This is a genomic window from Asanoa iriomotensis (genome assembly GCF_016862515.1).
GTDB lineage: Bacteria > Actinomycetota > Actinomycetes > Mycobacteriales > Micromonosporaceae > Asanoa > Asanoa iriomotensis.
The window spans coordinates 1-17639 of the sequence record NZ_BONC01000113.1 but is presented as its reverse complement, the minus strand read 5'-3'; the positions used below and the strand labels follow the sequence as shown (position 1 = coordinate 17639).

The 17639-nt window shown below is 71.5% G+C and carries 16 protein-coding genes; 11 read left to right on the top strand and 5 right to left on the bottom strand.

Annotated elements, in window-relative coordinates:
- The first annotated feature begins 86 nt into the window (after nt 1-86).
- Genes Air01nite_RS38750 through Air01nite_RS38740 form a run of 3 tightly spaced genes read left to right on the top strand, consistent with a single transcriptional unit; the run spans nt 87 to nt 3542 of the window.
- Nucleotides 87-1697, top strand: coding sequence for an MDR family MFS transporter (locus Air01nite_RS38750; protein ID WP_203708400.1), 1611 nt, complete (start codon nt 87-89; stop codon nt 1695-1697).
- 37 nt (nt 1698-1734) lie between these two features.
- Nucleotides 1735-3363, top strand: coding sequence for a fatty acid--CoA ligase (locus Air01nite_RS38745; protein WP_203708399.1), 1629 nt, complete (start codon nt 1735-1737; stop codon nt 3361-3363).
- A complete protein-coding gene (locus tag Air01nite_RS38740; RefSeq protein WP_203708398.1) occupies nt 3360-3542 on the top strand; it encodes a type II toxin-antitoxin system TacA family antitoxin in 183 nt (60 codons plus the stop codon). Before Air01nite_RS38745 ends, Air01nite_RS38740 begins: the two co-directional genes overlap by 4 nt.
- A 90-nt stretch (nt 3543-3632) precedes the next feature.
- Here Air01nite_RS38740 and ku read toward each other — a convergent pair whose 3' ends face one another.
- Complete coding sequence (gene ku / locus Air01nite_RS38735; protein WP_203708397.1) at nt 3633-4604, bottom strand: non-homologous end joining protein Ku; 972 nt, start codon at nt 4602-4604, stop codon at nt 3633-3635.
- A 117-nt stretch (nt 4605-4721) separates the two neighbouring features.
- Between ku and ligD (Air01nite_RS38730) the strand changes: the two genes are divergently transcribed.
- Both ligD (Air01nite_RS38730) and ligD (Air01nite_RS38725) read left to right on the top strand, forming a co-directional pair.
- Nucleotides 4722-5666: a non-homologous end-joining DNA ligase gene (gene ligD, locus Air01nite_RS38730; RefSeq protein ID WP_203708396.1), complete on the top strand. Its 945-nt coding sequence runs from the start codon at nt 4722-4724 to the stop codon at nt 5664-5666.
- Nucleotides 5659-6597 (top strand): non-homologous end-joining DNA ligase, encoded by a 939-nt coding sequence (gene ligD / locus Air01nite_RS38725; RefSeq protein WP_203708395.1) that lies wholly within the window; start codon nt 5659-5661, stop codon nt 6595-6597. Before ligD (Air01nite_RS38730) ends, ligD (Air01nite_RS38725) begins: the two co-directional genes overlap by 8 nt.
- Nucleotides 6598-6600: 3 nt before the next feature.
- Here ligD (Air01nite_RS38725) and Air01nite_RS41455 read toward each other — a convergent pair whose 3' ends face one another.
- On the bottom strand, nt 6601-7449 hold the full coding sequence (locus Air01nite_RS41455; RefSeq protein ID WP_239091266.1) for a pentapeptide repeat-containing protein: 849 nt from the start codon (nt 7447-7449) through the stop codon (nt 6601-6603).
- Nucleotides 7446-7874, bottom strand: a complete 429-nt coding sequence (locus tag Air01nite_RS38715; protein ID WP_203708394.1) for a PRC-barrel domain-containing protein — start codon at nt 7872-7874, stop codon at nt 7446-7448. Before Air01nite_RS38715 ends, Air01nite_RS41455 begins: the two co-directional genes overlap by 4 nt.
- A gap of 61 nt (nt 7875-7935) precedes the next feature.
- On the opposite strand from Air01nite_RS38715, the gene Air01nite_RS38710 reads away from it, so the two are divergent.
- Together Air01nite_RS38710 and Air01nite_RS38705 are read left to right on the top strand one after the other, a co-directional pair.
- Nucleotides 7936-8667 carry a hypothetical protein gene (locus tag Air01nite_RS38710; protein ID WP_203708393.1) on the top strand — a complete coding sequence of 244 codons (732 nt, stop codon included), beginning with the start codon at nt 7936-7938 and terminating at the stop codon, nt 8665-8667.
- On the top strand, nt 8667-9179 hold the full coding sequence (locus Air01nite_RS38705; RefSeq protein ID WP_203708392.1) for a hypothetical protein: 513 nt from the start codon (nt 8667-8669) through the stop codon (nt 9177-9179). Before Air01nite_RS38710 ends, Air01nite_RS38705 begins: the two co-directional genes overlap by 1 nt.
- On the opposite strand, the gene Air01nite_RS38700 is transcribed toward Air01nite_RS38705, so the two are convergent.
- Complete coding sequence (locus tag Air01nite_RS38700; RefSeq protein ID WP_203708391.1) at nt 9176-12517, bottom strand: serine protease; 3342 nt, start codon at nt 12515-12517, stop codon at nt 9176-9178. The genes Air01nite_RS38705 and Air01nite_RS38700 overlap by 4 nt on opposite strands.
- 38 nt (nt 12518-12555) lie before the next feature.
- Entirely contained in the window at nt 12556-14196 is a 1641-nt protein-coding gene (locus Air01nite_RS38695; protein WP_203708390.1) for a DNA repair helicase XPB, read from the bottom strand.
- 349 nt (nt 14197-14545) lie between these two features.
- On the opposite strand from Air01nite_RS38695, the gene Air01nite_RS38690 reads away from it, so the two are divergent.
- From Air01nite_RS38690 to Air01nite_RS38675, 4 genes are all read left to right on the top strand, one after another.
- Entirely contained in the window at nt 14546-15163 is a 618-nt protein-coding gene (locus Air01nite_RS38690; protein WP_373310571.1) for a L,D-transpeptidase family protein, read from the top strand.
- Between the two features lie 32 nt (nt 15164-15195).
- Entirely contained in the window at nt 15196-15414 is a 219-nt protein-coding gene (locus tag Air01nite_RS38685; RefSeq protein WP_203708388.1) for a hypothetical protein, read from the top strand.
- 70 nt (nt 15415-15484) lie between these two features.
- Nucleotides 15485-16255, top strand: coding sequence for an ABC transporter ATP-binding protein (locus Air01nite_RS38680; protein ID WP_239091265.1), 771 nt, complete (start codon nt 15485-15487; stop codon nt 16253-16255).
- 3 nt (nt 16256-16258) lie between these two features.
- Nucleotides 16259-17639, top strand: a 1381-nt coding sequence (locus Air01nite_RS38675; protein WP_203708387.1) for an FtsX-like permease family protein, incomplete at its 3' end; no start/stop codon positions are given.

Genomic DNA, 17639 nt, shown 5'->3' with positions numbered 1-17639 from the left:
CCATGACTTCGAGACAGACCCTGGCCGGGGTGTTTCACTGCACATTCCGTGGCAGATGCAGGTTCTTCCGGAGAAGAATTTGCGCAATGAGCACCACCGCCCCCGCTCGCCCTCAGCTGAGCCATCGCCAGATCCTGCTGCTCATGTCGGGCCTCATGCTCGGCATGCTGCTGGCCGCCCTCGACCAGACGATCGTGGGCACCGCGCTGCCGACCATCGTGGGCGAGTTGGGCGGTATCAACCACTACTCGTGGGTGGTGACCGGCTACCTGCTGGCGTCGACCGCGTCGACACCGCTGTACGGCAAGATCTCCGACCTGATCGGCCGCCGGCCGGTCTTCCTGTTCTCGATCGGCACGTTCCTGGTCGGCTCGCTGCTGGCCGGCCTGTCGCAGAACATGACCGAACTGATCGTCACCCGGGCGATCCAGGGCCTGGGCGCCGGCGGCCTGATGACGCTGGCCTTCACGATCATCGGTGACGTCGTCTCGCCCCGCGAGCGCGGCCGCTACCAGGGCCTGTTCGGCGCCGTGTTCGGCCTGGCCTCGGTCGCCGGTCCGCTGGCCGGTGGCTACTTCGCCGAGACCGACTGGCGCTGGATCTTCTACATCAACGTGCCGCTTGCGGTCGTCGCGATCATCGTCGCGTACCGCGTGATGCGGTTGATCCCGTTCCGCAAGCGCGAGCACAAGATCGACTGGCTGGGTGCCATCCTGCTGGTGATCGGCGTCAGCTCCCTGCTGCTGGCCCTGAGCTGGGGCGGCACCGAGTACGCCTGGGGCTCCGGCACGATCATCAGCCTGTTCGCGATCGGCGCGGTGTTCGCGGTGCTCTTCCTGATCCAGGAGAGCCGGGCCGCCGAGCCGATCCTGCCGCTGAAGCTGTTCCGCCGGCCGACGTTCGCGCTGGCCAACGGCGCGGGCTTCATCCTGGGCCTGGCCATGTTCGGCTCGATCATCTTCATCCCGCTCTACCTGCAGATCGTCAAGGGCGCCTCGCCCACGGAGAGCGGCCTGCTGATGCTGCCGATGATGGCCGGCATCATCTTCACCTCGGTGCTCGTCGGCCGGGCGATGAGCCGGATCGGCCGCTACAAGTGGTTCCCGGTGGTCGGCTCCGCGCTGCTGGGCCTCGGCATCCTGCTGTTCACCCAGCTCGACGTGACCACGTCGCTCGGCATCGCGTTCATCTTCATGATCGTGATCGGTGTCGGCCTCGGCGCGTCGATGCAGTCGCTGGTGATGGCGGTCCAGAACTCGGTCGAGCTGCGGGACCTGGGCGCCGGGACGAGCGCCGCGACGTTCTTCCGGTCGCTCGGCGGCTCGTTCGGCGTGGCGATCCTCGGCACGATCCTGAGCACGCGGTTGGCCACCGAGACGGCCGTCCGGGTGCCGGGTGCGGTCGCCCAACTCAGTCCGGAGCAGGTCGCGGGCGTTCAATCATCCCTGGGTACGGGCAGCATCTCGATCAACGAACCGTCGAAGATCCTCGCGCTGCCGGACGCGGTCCGCAACGCGATCCAGGTGTCCTTCGTCGACTCGCTGCACACCGTGTTCCTGGTCGCCGGCCTGGTCGCGCTCGTCGCGGTCGTGCTCACGGTGTTGATGCCGGACCGGGAACTGCGCGGTGCCGCCGCTCCCGAGCAGCGGACGCCGACGCCGGAAGAGATGGAAGCGCGCGCGGAAACTCTCATCTGACCTGGCCGGTTGTGAGCTGCGCCACTAGGTTGACGGTATGCGCAGCACGATGATGGACGCCCCCCTCCTCGTCTCCCGGATCCTCGAGCACGGCGCGACCGTGCACGGCGCCTCCGAGGTGGTGACGTGGACGGGTGCGCAGCCACGGCGGATGACGTACGCCGAGGTCGGCGCGGCAGCGGCCCAGTTGGCCCACGCCCTCCGCGCCGACCTCGGCGTGACCGGCGACCAGCGGGTCGCGACGTTCATGTGGAACAACAACGAGCACCTGGTCGCCTACTTCGCGGTGCCCAGCATGGGCGCGGTGCTGCACACGCTCAACATCCGGCTGTTCCCCGACCAGGTCTCCTACATCGCCAACCATGCCGAGGACCACGTGGTCATCGTCGACTCGACGCTGATCCCGCTGCTGGCCAAGGTGTTGCCGCAGATGTCCACCGTGGAGCACGTGGTCGTGGTCGGCGGCGGCGACCCGGCGCCGTTGGCGGGGCGGGTCACCATCCACCACTGGGACGAGCTACTCGCCGGCAAGCCCACGATCTTCGACTGGCCGGCCGTCGACGAACGCGACGCGGCCGCGCTCTGCTACACGTCGGGCACGACCGGCAACCCCAAGGGCGTCGCATACTCGCACCGCTCCATCTGGCTGCACTCGATGGAGGTGTGCATGCCGGAGGCGTTCGGCCTCGCCTCCACCGACCGCGAGCTGGCCATCGTGCCGATGTTCCACGCGATGTCGTGGGGCATCCCGTTTGCTGCGTTCATGTCCGGCGCGTCGCTGATCATGCCGGACCGCTTCCTGCAGGGCGAGCCGATCGCGGCGATGATCGCGGCGCTCCAGCCCACCAAGGCCGGTGCGGTGCCGACCATCTGGAACGACGTGCTGGGCCACCTGTCTTCGGACTCGTCGCTGCGTGAGGCCATCGTGGGCGGCTCGGCCTGCCCGCCGGCTTTGATGGACGCGTACGCCGAGCGCTTCGGGATCCACATCGTGCACGCCTGGGGCATGACGGAGATGTCGCCCCTCGGCTCGGTGTCCCGCCCGCCGGCCGGCGCGACCGGCGACGCGCTGCGGGCCTACCGCGACAGCCAGGGCCGATTCCCGGCCGGCGTGCAGGCCCGCATCATCGGCCCGCTCGGCGAGCAGGTCCCGGCCGACGGCGAGTCGGTCGGCGAGCTCGAGGTCCGCGGCCCGTGGGTGACGGCCCACTACCTGGGCGAGGAGGAGCCCGACCAGGAGAAGTTCCGCGACGGCTGGCTCCGCACGGGCGACGTGGGCACGCTGTCGGCGAACGGCTACCTGACCCTGACGGACAGAGCCAAAGACGTGATCAAGTCGGGCGGCGAGTGGATCTCGTCGGTCGAGCTGGAAAACGCCCTGATGGCCCACCCGGCGGTCCTCGAGGCGTGCGTGGTCGGCGTGCCCGACGAACGCTGGGACGAACGCCCCCTGGCCACGGTCGTCCTCCGCGAGGGCGCGACGGCCACACCGGACGAGCTCCGCGCCTTCCTGGCGGACCGCATGCCGAAGTGGCAGCTCCCGGAACGCTGGAGCTTCATCGAAGCGGTCCCGAAGACCTCGGTAGGCAAGTTCGACAAGAAACGAGTCCGAGCCGACTACGCCGACGGCGCCCTGGAGGTCAGCACCCTCGGTCCAGCCTCATGACCGAGCGGGGTCACTCGCCCGTCGCCGGCCTCCTCGGCGACCGCCTGCTGGTCGTGCTCGACGAAGCCAGCTGGCGAGCATTCAGGGAGAGGCTGGATCGCTCCGCGACCACGGTCTCGGGTCTGCGCGAGCTGCTTGCCACACCAACGGTGCTGGAGCCAGGCAAAAGGCCCATGTGACGTCGCACATGGTCAAGGTACTCACCCTCGCCCGCCGGGTGGCCGGCTTGATCGTGGTTCGCCGCTGAAAGGCCTCCTGCTCCAGCAGGACTAGGCCGACTTGCGGGTGGTCTTCTTGGCTGGGGCCTTCTTGGCGGGCTCGGCCTTCTTCGCCGCTGTCTTCTTGGCCGGCGCCGCCTTCTTGGCCGCGGGTTCTGCCTTCTTGGCCGTCTTCTTGGCCGCGGTGATCGGGGTCGCGGGCCGGGCCTCGCCGTCGTCGGAGTCGGAGTCGGCCGGGGCCTCGCCGCGGGCCGCGCGGGCGCGTTCGACCGATGCCTTCAGGGCCGCCATCAGGTCGACCGCTGCCGACGGGGCCTCTTCCTGCTCCTCCGGCTGGACGATCTCGCGGCCCTCGACCTTGGCGTCGATGACCTCCTGCAGGGCCGCGCGGTAGTCGTCGGTGAAGGCGTCCGGCACGAAGTCGCCCGCCATCGAGTCGATCAGCGAGCTGGCCATCGCCAGCTCCGGCGGGCGGACCGAGATGTCCTCGTCGAGGAAGCCGAAGTCGGCCTTGCGGATCTCGTCGGGCCACAACATCGTGTTGAGCAGCAGCACGCCGTCGCGGACGCGCATCGTCGCCAACTGCTCGCGCTGGCGCAGGGCGACCTTGACGATCGCCACCCGGTCGGAGTCGGACAGCGCGTCCCGCAGCAGGACGTACGGCTTCGTGGCCGTGCCCTCCGGCTCCATGAAGTAGGCCTTGTTGTAGAGGATCGGGTCGACCTGGTCGGCCGGCACGAACTCCAGCACGTCGATCGCCCGGGACGTCGAGAGCGGCAGGTCGGCGAAGTCCTCGTCGCTCAGGATGACCATCTCGCCGCCGCCGATGTCGTAACCCTTGGCGATGTCGTCGTAAGTGACCTCTTCGCCGCAGACCGAGCAGGTGCGCTTGTAGCGGATCCGGCCACCGTCTTCCCGGTGCACCTGGTGGAACCGGATGTCCTTTTCTTCGGTCGCTGAATAGAGCCGAACCGCGATCGACACCAAGCCGAACGATACGGCGCCCTTCCAGATCGCGCGCATGGTCGCTCCCATCGTGCTGCCGGAAACCCCCGCCGCCGGATAGCAGCCCGGTCACGGACCATGCTCGCACCGTTGCCATGCTTCTGACCAGCGCGGCAGGCGCTTAAGCTGACTAGCGTGCCGGGGGCGCCGATCAAGCCGATGCTTGCCACGACGGGTGAGCTGCCGTCCGGTGCCGGCTGGATTTACGAGTTCAAATGGGACGGCGTACGCGCGATCGCCGATATTTCGCACGGAAATCGGCGCATCTGGGCCCGTTCCGGCGCCGAGATTACCGCCGCCTATCCCGAGCTGACCGGGCTCGCTGACGCCGCCGGGGACGCGCTCTTCGACGGCGAGGTCGTCGTCTTCGACGCCAACGGTGTGCCGTCGTTCACACAGCTCGCCGAGCGTATGCACGTCCGCGACAAGATCCGCGCGGCCCGGCTCGCGGCCACCCTCCCGATCACCTACATGATCTTCGACCTGCTCCGGCTCGACGGCGCGGACCTCACCGGCCTTCCGCTGGAAGAACGGCGGGCCAAGCTCGACCGCCTCGGCCTCGGCAGCCCGCGCTGGGCCGTCCCGCCCACCTTCACCGACGGCGAGGCCACCCTGGCCGCCGCGGAGGAATACCAGTTGGAGGGCGTCGTCGCCAAGCGCGCGCGCTCCATTTACCGCCCGGGCCTCCGTACCCCCGACTGGGTCAAGGTCAAGTTGGAGAGCACCGCCGAGTTCGTGATCGGCGGCTGGCGCCCCGGCGTCCGCAAGATCGGCGGCCTGCTGGTCGGCACGCCCACCGACCACGGCCTCGCGTTCCGGGGGCGGGTCGGCGGCGGGATCAGCGCCGCGGCGGAGCGCTCCCTGCTCAAGGTGCTCGAGCCGCGGGTCACGACGGACAGCCCGTTCGTCACCGACGCCGAGGCCGTGCCCAGGGAGGATGCCCGCGGCGCCATCTGGGTAAAGCCCGAAATCGTGCTGGAAGTGCGCTATGGCCAGCGGACGCCCGACGGACGCCTGCGGTTCCCGCGGTACCTCCGGCTGCGCCCCGACCTGACGGCAGAGGACGTGACGGATGGTTGAGCAGCGGATCAGGGTCGACGTCGACGGCCAGGCGGTGGAGCTGTCCAACCTGGACAAGGTGCTCTACCCGGCGGCCGGGTTCACCAAGGGCGAGGTGATCCACTACTACACGCAGATGGGCCCGGTCCTGCTGCCGCACCTGCGCGACCGGGCGCTGACCCGCATCCGCTACCCGAACGGTGTGGACGGCCCGAGCTTCTTCGAGAAGAACGCGCCCGGCGGCACGCCGAAGTTCGTCCGGCTCGAGCGCCTGGCCACGCCCGGTTCCAGCCAGGGGCGGGAGACCATCGACTTCGTGGTCTGCGACGACCTGCCGACGCTGGTCTGGGTGGCCAACATGGCGGGCCTCGAGCTGCACACTCCACAGTGGCGGATCGGCCGGAGCAAGGAGCCCAGGCCGGACCTGCTGGTGATCGACCTCGACCCGGGCGCGCCGGCCGGGCTCGCCGAGTGCGCCGAGGTGGCGGCGCTGCTGCGGGAGCGGCTGGCGCAGGACGGCATCGACAGCTACCCGAAGACCTCAGGCAAGAAGGGCATGCAGCTGTGCTGCCCGATCGCCGGCGCGCAACATTCCGAGATCGTCACCGGGTACGCGAAGGTCGTCGCCGAACAGCTGGAAAAAGCGGAACCAAGAAAGATCACCTCGAAGATGGCGAAGAACCTCCGCCCCGGCAAGGTGTTCATCGACTGGAGCCAGAACGCCGCCGCGAAGACGACGGTCGCGCCCTACTCGCTGCGCGCCCAGCCGACGCCGACCGTCTCCACGCCGCTGACCTGGGACGAGATCGAGGACGGCGCGGTGCGCCAGTTCACCGCCACCGAGGTGCTCGACCGCGTGGCGGAGTTCGGCGACCTCCTGGCCCCCCTGCTGGAGAAGGGTCCGAAGGTCCCGGACAGCCCACCCGCGGTCGGCCCCCGCGTGCCGCGCTGACCGTCATGGCCGCAGGTGACCGGCGCAGGTGCCGCCCACCTCGTCGCTGAGCGCTCCGTCCGGGCAGGTCGTGCGGGACCAGACCACGCCGGTCATCGACGCGCCGGTCAGATCGGCGCCCGTGAGGTCGGCGCCGGTCAGGTCCGCGCCGTCGAGTCGCGCGTTGCGCAGGTCCGCGTCGCGCAGGAAGGCTCCCGTCAGGCGGGCGTTGCGGAGGTCGGCCGCCGGTGCGGGCGTCGGTGGCGGGTTGCTGGCCCAGGCGAACAGCACGATGCCGAGTGCGGCCACGCTGACCGCCGCCACCATCCGCCGCAAGGCGGTGCGGAACTCCTGACCGAGCGCCTCGTGCGTGGCCATGTCCTCGATCGCCACGATGCGGGCGTCGAGGTCGCGGATCTCGGTCTCCAGGGCGGTGTCGCCGGTCCGCTCGTACGCCGCGACCGTCGTGGAACGGCGCTCGACCACCTCGCCGGGCGTTTCGAAGCCCTGAAGGTACTTGGGGTGCTTCACGAAGAACGTGGCGACCGGCCGCAGCGCGTGCCCGTGGTCGGACCAGGCGCTGACGAGGTCCGCGATCAGCACGTAGCGCGGCAGGAGGATCCGCACGGCCGCCCAGATCGCGTAGACGACGGCGGCGAGGCCGAGCGCCGCGCCGAGCACGGCCAGCCAGAGCCGTGCCGTCGCGACCGACGTCGGCCACCCGAACGGCAGCAGACCGATGTTGGAGAGTTGGCTGCCGGCGATCAGCGCGGCACCGACGCCCGCCGCGCTCGCGATCAGCCACTTGGCCGCGTCCCGGATCCGCTGGTTGGCCTGGTCGAAGGGGTCGGTCGGTTCGGCGGGGCCGGTCACCGGCCGTCGTCCAGCCGGGGCCGGGTGACCACGATGGGCGGCAGGTGCCGCACCTGCGGATCCTGGTCGGCCACGTCGCCGACCACGTCGGCCCGGTCGGTGATCGCATGCCCGGGAGCCGTCACCGAGCCCTCGCCGTAGTAGCCGAGGACGAAGGCCGCCTCGCCCACCGAGAGCACGGCATCGGACTGCACGGTCGGGCCGGCCGCGACCGCCGCGGCCGAGTAGGGCAGGACCAGACCGCTGGCGCCGAGCGTCGCCGAGCCGACCGGGACGATCAACTCCCGCTCCGGATCGCGCGTCGAGATCTGGACCAGGAGGGCGTCCCGGCCGCTGACGTGGGCGGCGGTGACCTTGCCGACCGGCTCGCCGTCGGCGGATCGGACGGTCGTGCCCCGCAGGTCCCGCCATTCGTCGATCTCCACGCGCCCCCCTGTCGTTGGATAGCCTGACGGCACTGCTGATTCTCTCCACCGTGGAGCGAGTGTGGAAGGCGCCGAAAACCCGATCCTCTACATCGAGGAGCGCCGCCGGCTGCCGCTGCGCCGGCGCCGTCCCGAGGTGCCGGGCGCGGTCGTCGTCTACCGCAGCCGGGCCGGGCGGCTCTCCGCCCCGGCGGGCGGGTACACCGCCGGCGAGCTCTGGTGGCGTGGCCCTCGGGTCCGCTACGAGATCGACGTGACCAGTCACCCGCTGCGTCTGACCTGGGAGGTCGACAACCCGCACGGCGTACGCGCGTCGGTCGAGGTAAGTGGCTCGTGGCGGGTCGTCGATCCCATCGCCATCGTCGCCAACCGCGTCACCGACGGTCCCCGGCGCTGCCGGCATCGGGTCGAGACGGCGATCGCCGACGCGTTCTCGGCCAGCCGCGACCTGGGCGAGCTGGCGAAGGCGGTGCGCCGCGGGTTGCCGCGCAGCCTGGTGCTCGCCGAGGGGATCGCCGTCGACCAGCTCACGACGCGCGTCATCGCCGGTGGTCCGCGGCACCGCCTGGTCCGCGACCTGCTGACCACGGATCCCGGTGACGACGAGGGCGGCATCGACCCGATCGTGGAGCTCCGCAACGACGCCGAGCTGGCCCGGGCCGGCCTCAACGCGATCGCGGCGCGGGACGCCGACGGCGACGACGGCCTGATCGACGCCGCACTGCGTCGGTACGCGGCGCTGCTCGCCCGGCTGGAGGCGCACGCCGCCGACGACAAGCCGGGCGCCCGGTGATGGCTTCGGTCGACCGGGTGGTCGACTGGGCCGCCGGTCACCTGCCGGCCTCGTACGCGGCATGGCTCGTCGTGCCGGCGTTGTTCGTCATTCTCTACCTCGCCAGTGCGACGCTGCTCCGCCAGGTGGCGCCGCTGCTGGTGAGTCAGCTCGTGGTGCCGGTCGTGGTGCTGGCCGTCGGCGCCGTGGGCATCGGCGTGCTCACCCTCGAGTTCGTGTCGGCCCAGCCGTTCCGGTTGTTCCGTCGCCGGCCGCCGACGCTGCTCTACACGATGGGCGACCTGACCGTCGGCACCGTGACGCTGGTCCAACGGCAGGTACGCGGGCTCGGCTACCAGACCCGGCGGCTGCGCTGGCTGCGCGCCTGGGCACCGTTGCTGGCCGCCGCGGCGCTGCTGGCCCTGTGGAACCACGGCTGGTGCGCCCGGCATCCCGACGACGTGACCTGCCTACCGCCGTTGACCACTTGGCAGTCGACGGTGTCCCTCTGGTGGCGGGAGCTGACCGGCTAGCGCCCCGCCAGCTGGACGGCCCGGTCCAGGAGCCGCTCGACGGCCACCGACAGGCGCACCGCCGATCGGGCGCCGACCACCGTCAGCCTCCGCCACCACGGCACGGAGCGGGCGAGAAGGGTCAACAGCAGCACGGCGGTCGGGCGGTCCTGGTCGGCCACCCGGAACGCGGCGGAGGTCCGCAGGAACAGGGGGTACGCCGGATCGCCCGCGACCTCGACCGCGAAGGTCGTGCCGAGTTGGCGGGCGAGCTGGGTCAGCGCGGCCCGGCGCAGCTCGCGCGGCTGATCCTGGTCACGCAGCCAGCCGAGCAGGAGGGCGTCCGCCTCGGCGAGGTCGGCCGGCTCCGCGAACAGGTACGCGGACAGCGCCCGGTTGGTCGCCGCTTCGTCGCGGTCGTCGACCAGCACCCGCATCGCTCGCCGGGCCAGCTCCGGATGCTCCCGGCGGAACGACTCCACGAGCCGGACGCGGCGCGCCCAGCCCAGACTGCGATCCCTCATGATCATCTCGACCAGTGGCACGACGCCCCGCGGGTCGAGGCGGCCGATGGTGGTCAGCGCGCCGGAGAAAGCCGTCGTGAACCGGTCGAGCTGTTCCGCCTGGCCGACCTGGTCGTCGCCACGCGGCCACACCGCGCGGTCGAAGTCGATCCGGTCGGCATGCTGCCCGGGCGGCATCATCGGCTCGTCCGGATCCGCGCTGTCGACCAGGATGCCCATCGCCTCGAGGGCGTTGAGCCGTTCCGTCATCGGAAGTCGGAGGTCAAGGCTGCGCCGGCCCAGCGCGGTCGCCGCGGCAGGCAGCTCACCCAGCCGGGCCAGCAGGATCAGCGCCCGCACCCGGACCGCCTCGCTGTCGGTGGTCTCCACCGCCTGCACCATCCGTTGCACCGCGTGCGGCCGCTCCTGCGGGCCGCCGACCTCGGCCAGCGTCCACTGTGCCCAGAGCCGGTCCTCGTCGGACATCCGGCGTTCGTACGCGAGGTCGGTCGCGGTGCCGAGGCCCAGGTGCCGGTCGGCCGGGGAGCCGTCCGTCATCAGCACCCTGGCCGCCTCGATCCGCTTGGGCACCGGCAACTGGCCGTCGAGCGCCAGGCCGACCACGATGCTGCTGTTGCCGGCCCGCTGGAGCACCGCCCGCAGCGCCCGGTTGAGCACCGGTGCGTCCTGGTCGCCGAACGCGCCCATCCGCCGGATCGCCTGCGTCACCAGCGCGACCACTGCCGGCCCGGCGCCGCGCACCAGGGCGCCGCCGTCCTCGATCACCCCGGCCACCTCGGGCAACGCCGGCCGGCCGCGGCTGCCCGTGGACTGCATGATCGACTGGACCACCGGCACCGAGTCGTTGCCCTCCCGCACCCAGCCGGCGAACGTGAACATGCCGAGGCTGTCGAGCCCCTGCTCGGCGACCCGGCGCGGCCACGCGGCGGAGCTGAAATCACGGACGATCAGCCGCGACGCGAGGTATTCCGCGAAGCTCTGGTGGATGAACGCGAGCTGGTCACCGTGTGCGACCAGCAATCCGGTGCTGAGCAACAGCTCGCGCAGGTGCGCCGGCCCGACCCCGAGCGGCGGCGCGGCCTCCTGCGCGGACACCCACTCGGCGGCCAGGTCCAGCAGCGGCCGGGAGTCGCCACGCAGGCGGGCCAGCGCGACCTGGCTGAGGCAGTCGACCCGCTTGTCGAACAGGAAGTCGCCGTACTCCACCGCACCCCGGCCCAGCGGCGCGAGCTGGTCGAGGAAGAGCTGCCGGCTGGTCGCGCGCTGCTGGCGCTGGGTCAGCAGGGTGGTGACGAACGCCTCGTAGAGGCCGGCGCGGTCGATCGGCAGTTCGCCGCCGGGCCGCTCCTCGTGCACGACGGCGGCGATCGTGGCGATCAACGGCACCTGGACCAGCGACCCGAGCCCGCTGCGGCGGATGCTGTCGAGGAACTCGGCGGGCTCGATCGGTGACTGCTCGCCGCCGGGCGGGCGGTACCAGTTGGTGGCGAACTGGCTCAATGCCGCCTGGTCGAACGGGCGGAGGTCGTACTCGCCGAGGCGCAGCCGCCGGTCCGCGCGGAGGCTGGCCCGGAGCCGGGCGAACTCGCGCTCCTCCAGCACCCGGCTGGTGACGACGAAGCGCGCCTCCGAGCCGTACTCGGCGACCCGCGCGGCCAACATGTCGACCAGCCGCCGGCGCTCGTCGCGGTCGATCACCTCGTCGAGCCCGTCGACCATCACCAGCCACTCCGCGCCCCGGGCCGGCGCGGCACGGAACATGTCCGCGGTAACGCCACCGTCCTGGAAGCCGGCGAGGTCGCTGTTGACGGACAGCGCGACGGACTCACTCCACGAACGGCTGCCCAGCAGGTCGGCGGCGGTCGTCCGGACGGCGACGACCCGGCCGATCTCCGGTGCGTCGTCGGGACCGACGGGCGCGTCGCGCAGCCACCACTGCGCGCAGTCGGCGACCAGTTGCTGCAGCAGGGTCGACTTGCCGCCGCCGGGCCCGCTGACCACCAGCACGTTGCGGTGCCGGCGGAGCATCTCGGCCGGCCGGATCACCTCCGGCTCCGGCCCGACGGTCCACGACTCGGTGCGCTGCTCGACGTAGACGGTCGACAGCGGCGGCGCCGCGCGTCGGGTGAGCTGCGCGAGCTTGTAGGGGTAGCGCTTGGCCACCTCGCGCTGCGCGAGCAGCATGCGCGCCAGCGGCGACCCGCGGGCCGGGCGCACGAGCGGCGGCCGGGCCCGGCGGTGCTCACCGAGCACCGACCGGTGCTCGGTGAACGTGCTCAGGATGACGTTGCCGCGGATGACCGCGCCCGACTCGCCGAGGCGCATCCGGCCGGCCTTGAGCATGCCGCGCACCTGGCCCGACTCGTCGACCATCGGGGCACCGCTGAGCCCCGGCACGATGTGGGTGGCGTCCACCTTCTTGTAGGGGCCGCTGTCACCTATGACGTCGACGAACACCGCGTCCGGCACCGGCTCCGGCTCCGGCGTCCAACGGCTGAAGCCGTACACGGCGAGCTGTTTGACGTCGTTGCCCAGATAGGCCGGCTCGATGTAGGCGAACCGGTTGTCGAGGACGTCGACGCCCAGGAACGCGACGTCGGGAAACGGATATGCCGTGCCGGTGCCGCGGGACCGCGGCGCCCGGACCAGCACGCGTGCGGGCAGGACCCGGCCACCCCAGTTGACCTGGACTTCGTCGCCAGCGTCGTCGACCACGTGCGCACACGTGACCACGATGCGCAGCGCCATGAAGAACCCGCTGCCGAGGAACGTGCCGTCGGGCGCCAGCACCATCACCGCGGACTCGCGGGCCTCGGAGCCGGCGTCGGTGAGCACGCCAGTGATTGTCGCGACCCCCGTCGAGGGTGTCGATATCAGGCGAGCACGTCGTCGGCGTCGACGATGGTGTACGCGTAGCCCTGCTCGGCGAGGAACCGCTGGCGGTGGGCGGCGTACTCCGTGTCGATCGTGTCCCGGGAGACCACCGTGTAGAAGTGCGCCTGCCGGCCGTCGGACTTCGGTCGCAGCACCCGGCCCAGCCGTTGCGCCTCCTCCTGGCGTGAGCCGAACGTGCCCGACACCTGGATCGCCACCGCCGCCTCGGGCAGGTCGATCGAGAAGTTGCCGACCTTGGAGATCACCAGCGTCGGGATCTCGCCGGACCGGAACGCGTCGAACAGCCGCTCGCGCTCCTTGTTGGTGGTGGCGCCCTGCACGATCGGCGCGTCGAGGTAGTCGCCGATCTGGTGCAGCTGCTCGATGTACGCACCGATCACCAGGATCTGGTCGCCCTGGTGCTTGTCGACCAGCGCGCGGACCACGGGCAGCTTGGTGCGCGCCGTCGCCGCCGCGCGGTAGCGCTCCTCGGTCTCCGCCGTCGCGTACGCCATGCGCTCCTCGTCGGTGAGGGTGACCCGCACCTCCGTGCACTCGGCCGGGGCGATCCACCCCTGCGCCTCGATGTCCTTCCAGGGCGCGTCGTAGCGCTTGGGGCCGATCAGCGAGAACACGTCGCCCTCGCGGCCGTCCTCGCGGACGAGCGTCGCGGTGAGCCCGAGCCGGCGGCGGGCCTGCAGGTCGGCCGTGAACCGGAAGATCGGCGCGGGCAGCAGGTGCACCTCGTCGTAGATGACCAGGCCCCAGTCGCGGGCACCGAACAGGTCGAGGTGGCTGAACTGGCCGCCGCGCCGGGTGGTCAGCACCTGGTAGGTCGCGATCGTGACCGGGCGGATCTCCTTGCGCTCGCCGGAGTATTCGCCGATCTCGTCCTCGGTCAGCGACGTGCGGGCGACCAGCTCGCGCTTCCACTGCCGGCCCGCGACCGTGTTGGTGACCAGGATCAGCGTGGTCGCCTTGGCCTCGGCCATCGCGGCCGCGCCGACCAGCGTCTTGCCGGCGCCGCAGGGCAGCACCACGACGCCCGAGCCGCCGGCCCAGAACGACTGGACGGCTTCCTCCTGGTAGGAGCGCAGGTGCCAGCCGTCCTGGGCGAGCTCGATCTCGTGCGCCTCGCCGTCGACGTAGCCCGCCAGGTCCTCGGCCGGCCAGCCGAGCTTGAGCAGCGCCTGCTTGAGCCGGCCGCGCTCGGACGGGTGCACGACCATGGTGTCGTCGTCGACCTTGGCGCCGAGCATCCCGGCCAGCTTCTTGCTCTTGGCGACCTCGATCAGCACCACCCGGTCGGTGGCCTCCAGCACGAGGCCGTGGGTCGGGTGGTTGACCAGCCGCAGCCGGCCGTATCGGTCCATCGTCTCGGCGACGTCGACCAGCAGGGCGTGCGGCACCGGGTAGCGGGAGAACTTGATCAGGGCGTCGACCACGCTCTCGGCGTCATGGCCGGCGGCGCGGGCGTTCCACAGGCCGAGCGGCGTCAGCCGATAGGTGTGCACGTGCTCCGGTGAGCGTTCGAGCTCCGCGAAGGGCGCGATGGCCATGCGGCAGGCGACCGCGTCAGGGTGGTCGACCTCGAGCAACAGGGTCTTGTCGGACTGGACGATCAACGGGCCGTCGTTCACGCGGGCACTCCCCGGAGGTCTGGAAGGCGACCCTCCAGTGTTGCACGGAAGAAATCGCCACGCGATCCGCAACCTGTGGAGGTTCCCATACGTCTATGAAGCGACGACAGCTCTGGGGAGGGCCTCGATGCACGGTGTGCGCGCTACGACCATGCGTCTCGTTGCCGTTGCTGTCGTCACGGTGGTCGGTGCCGGCGCGTGCACGTTCGCGCCGTCGCAGCCGTCGGCGGCGGGTGGGGATCCGGTGCCGGTGAGCGCGACGGGCGCAACGGGGGCGAGCGGCCCGCCGGAACCGGCTGCCACGCCAACCCCAACTCCCTCTAAAACCACCCAAAAGCCCAAACCGAAGGTGAAGCCGAAGCCCAAACCGGCCGGCTGCCCGACGGGCGAGCGCCAGCGTGACGTCGAGGCCGCGCTGGTCGACCTCGGTTCGTTCGGGCCGATCACCGTCGACGGCAAGCAGTCGCCCGCCGACTGCAAGGCGATCAAGAGCTTCCAGCAGCGGTACGGCATCTCGCCGGCCGAGGGTCGCGCCGGGCCGACCACGGCGGGCGTGGCGAAGCGGCTGGCCGCCACCGACCCGGCCAAGTGCCGCGCCGGCACGGGTCTGACCTTCTGCGTCGACCTGACCAACCAGACCGTGTTCGCGATGCGCGGCGGCAAGGTGATCCTCGGGCCGACGGTCACCCGCACGGGCATGGCCGGCGGCTACCAGACCCCGGCCGGCAACTACAAGATCAATTTCAGGAACATCAAGGAATGGTCCAACCCGTACGAGGTCTGGCTGCCCTACTGGCAGCACTTCGTCGACGGGATGGGCTTCCACGAGACGACCACCTACATCCACAACGGCGCGATCGGCTCGCACGGCTGCGTCAACCTGCTGCCCGCCGACGCCCGCAAGCTGTGGAGCCTGGGCAAGGTCGGCACCCCGGTCCACGTGTACGGGCGGCGCCCCGGCACATAGCGCGCCGGCCTGATCGATGTCACTCTGTGTTCATGGGCATCGATGAGCGGGAGCGGGTGGTCACGCCCGTCTCCCGGCTGACCGTCGCGTCGTACGCGCTGCTGCTCGTGCTGCTCTTCGCCTGGTTCCTCTACGGCTGGCTCGTGCAGCAGCAGGGCCTGGTCGCCTCGATCGGCGAGGCGGCCGGCAGCGGCTTCGCCATCCTGGTGATCGTCTCCATCGTCGGCAGCATCCGGCGGGCGCGGGGTTAGGCCAGCCCTACCCGGAAGATGCCAGCGGGCGTGACTGATTCGGGGCGTTTCGGCCGGTGGAATTGTCTGCGTGGACACACAGACGACGCGAATCCCGGCGGACCCGCCGGTCGCGACCGCGGCGGCGGTCGAACTGCACGGCGTTTCCCGGGTGTACGGCAAGCAGGCCGCGGCCGTGCACGCACTGGACAATGTGGACATCAGCTTCCCGGCGGGGTCCTGGACGGCGGTGATGGGACCGTCCGGGTCCGGCAAGTCGACGCTGCTGCACTGCGCCGCCGGGCTCGAGCGGGTCACCGACGGCCGGGTGCTGATCGCCGGCCAGGACATCACCGACGCTTCGGACGCCGAGCTGACCCGGCTGCGCCGTACCGTCGTGGGCTTCGTCTTCCAGAGCTTCAACCTGATCAACGCGTTGACCGCCGAGCAGAACGTGGCGATGCCGCTGCGGCTGGCCGGCCGCCGACCCCGGCGCCGTGAGGTCCGCGACGTGCTCGCCGCCGTCGGCCTGGCCGACCGGGTGCGGCACCGGCCCGCCGAGCTGTCCGGCGGCCAGCAGCAGCGGGTCGCGATCGCCCGCGCGATGGTCACCCGGCCGGCGGTGCTGTTCGCCGACGAGCCGACCGGCGCCCTGGACACCCGTTCCGCGCGGGTCGTGCTGCGGATGCTGCGCGCGATGGTCGACTCCAGCGCGCAGACCATCGTCATGGTCACCCACGACCCGGCCGCCGCGGCCAGCGCCGACCGGGTGGTCTTCCTCGGCGACGGCCGGGTGGTCGACACTCTCGACCGGCCGACGACCCGCGAGGTCGCCGACCGGCTCGCGCGCTGGGAGGAGTAGGCCATGCTGCTGATGGCTCTGCGTACGTTCCGCGACCGCTGGCCGGTCTTCGTCGGCGCGATCGTCAGCGTCTGCCTGGGCGTCGCGCTGGTGCAGTCGTCGCTGCTGACGCTCGTCTCCGCGGCCACCGCCAAGGTGCCGCCGGGCACGCCGCCGGCGGAGGCGCGCGCGGTCCGCGACGCCTTCACCGCCGCGATCGCGCTGATGGGCATGACGCTCGGGCTGGCCTTCTTCGTCGCCATCTTCGTGGTCAGCTCGACGTTCGCGTTCACCGTCGCCCAGCGGCGCCGCGACCTGGCCCTGCTGCGGCTGACCGGGGCAGGGCGAGGCCAGGTGCGCACGCTGCTGGTCGGCGAGGCGCTGCTGCTCGGCGTCCTCGGCTCCGCGATCGGCATCGCGCTCGGCCTGCCGGTGATGCGGTTGCAGGGCGCGATGCTGACCTCGTTCGAGTTGGCGCCGCCCGGGTTCACCGGCGAGTGGCGGTCCTGGATCGTCTACGTCTCCGCCGGCACGGGCATCGGCGTCGCGGTGCTGGGCGTGCTGGCGGCGTCCCGGCGGGCGTCGCGGGTCCGGCCGCTGGAGGCGCTGCGGGACGTCGGCGCGGCCGCCCGGGTGATGACCGGCTCCCGCTGGGTGATCGGCCTGCTCTTCCTCGCCGGCAGCATCGCGCTGCTGATCCTGGTGCCGGCGGTGGGCGGCGACGGTGCGTTGCCGCTGTCCATGAACGCGACGTTCACCCTGGTCACCGCGTTGGCCGCGCTGTCGCCGTTGGTCGTGCCGCTGGTGGCGGCGCCGTTCGGCGCACTCTTCCGCGGCCGGTTGGGCCTGCTCGCGCACGCCAACCTGCGCAACGGCGTGCGGCGCAGTGCGTCGACCGCCGCGCCGATCATGGTGCTGGTCGCGTTCGCGGTCGGGATGGCCGGCATGACGGGGACGCTGGCCGACGCCGGGCGCGCGGAGATCGTCCGGGACCTGCGCGCCGACCTCGTGGTGGACGCGGACCGGCCGGCCGACGAGCAGGTCGCCGCGGTGCCGGGCATCACCGCGTTCTCCGCCGAGGCCCCGCTCAGCTTCGACATCGGCGAGGACGAGGGCGAGGACGGGATCGTGTACGAGGGGACCAACGCGATCGCCGTCGACCCGGCCGCGTACGCGGAGACGCACCTGGTGGCGCCGGTCGCGGGCAACCTGGCCGACCTGCGCGGCGCGACGATCGCGCTGAGCCCAGGAGCCGCCACCGGCTGGCAGGTGGGCGACCTGGTGCCGGTGCACATCGACGGCGGACCCGACCGGTTGCGGGTCGTCGCGCTGCTCCCGAACACGTTGGCCGGCCCGTCCGCGCTCCTGCCGATGGACCTCGCGCCCGACGGGCCCCGGCGCTATG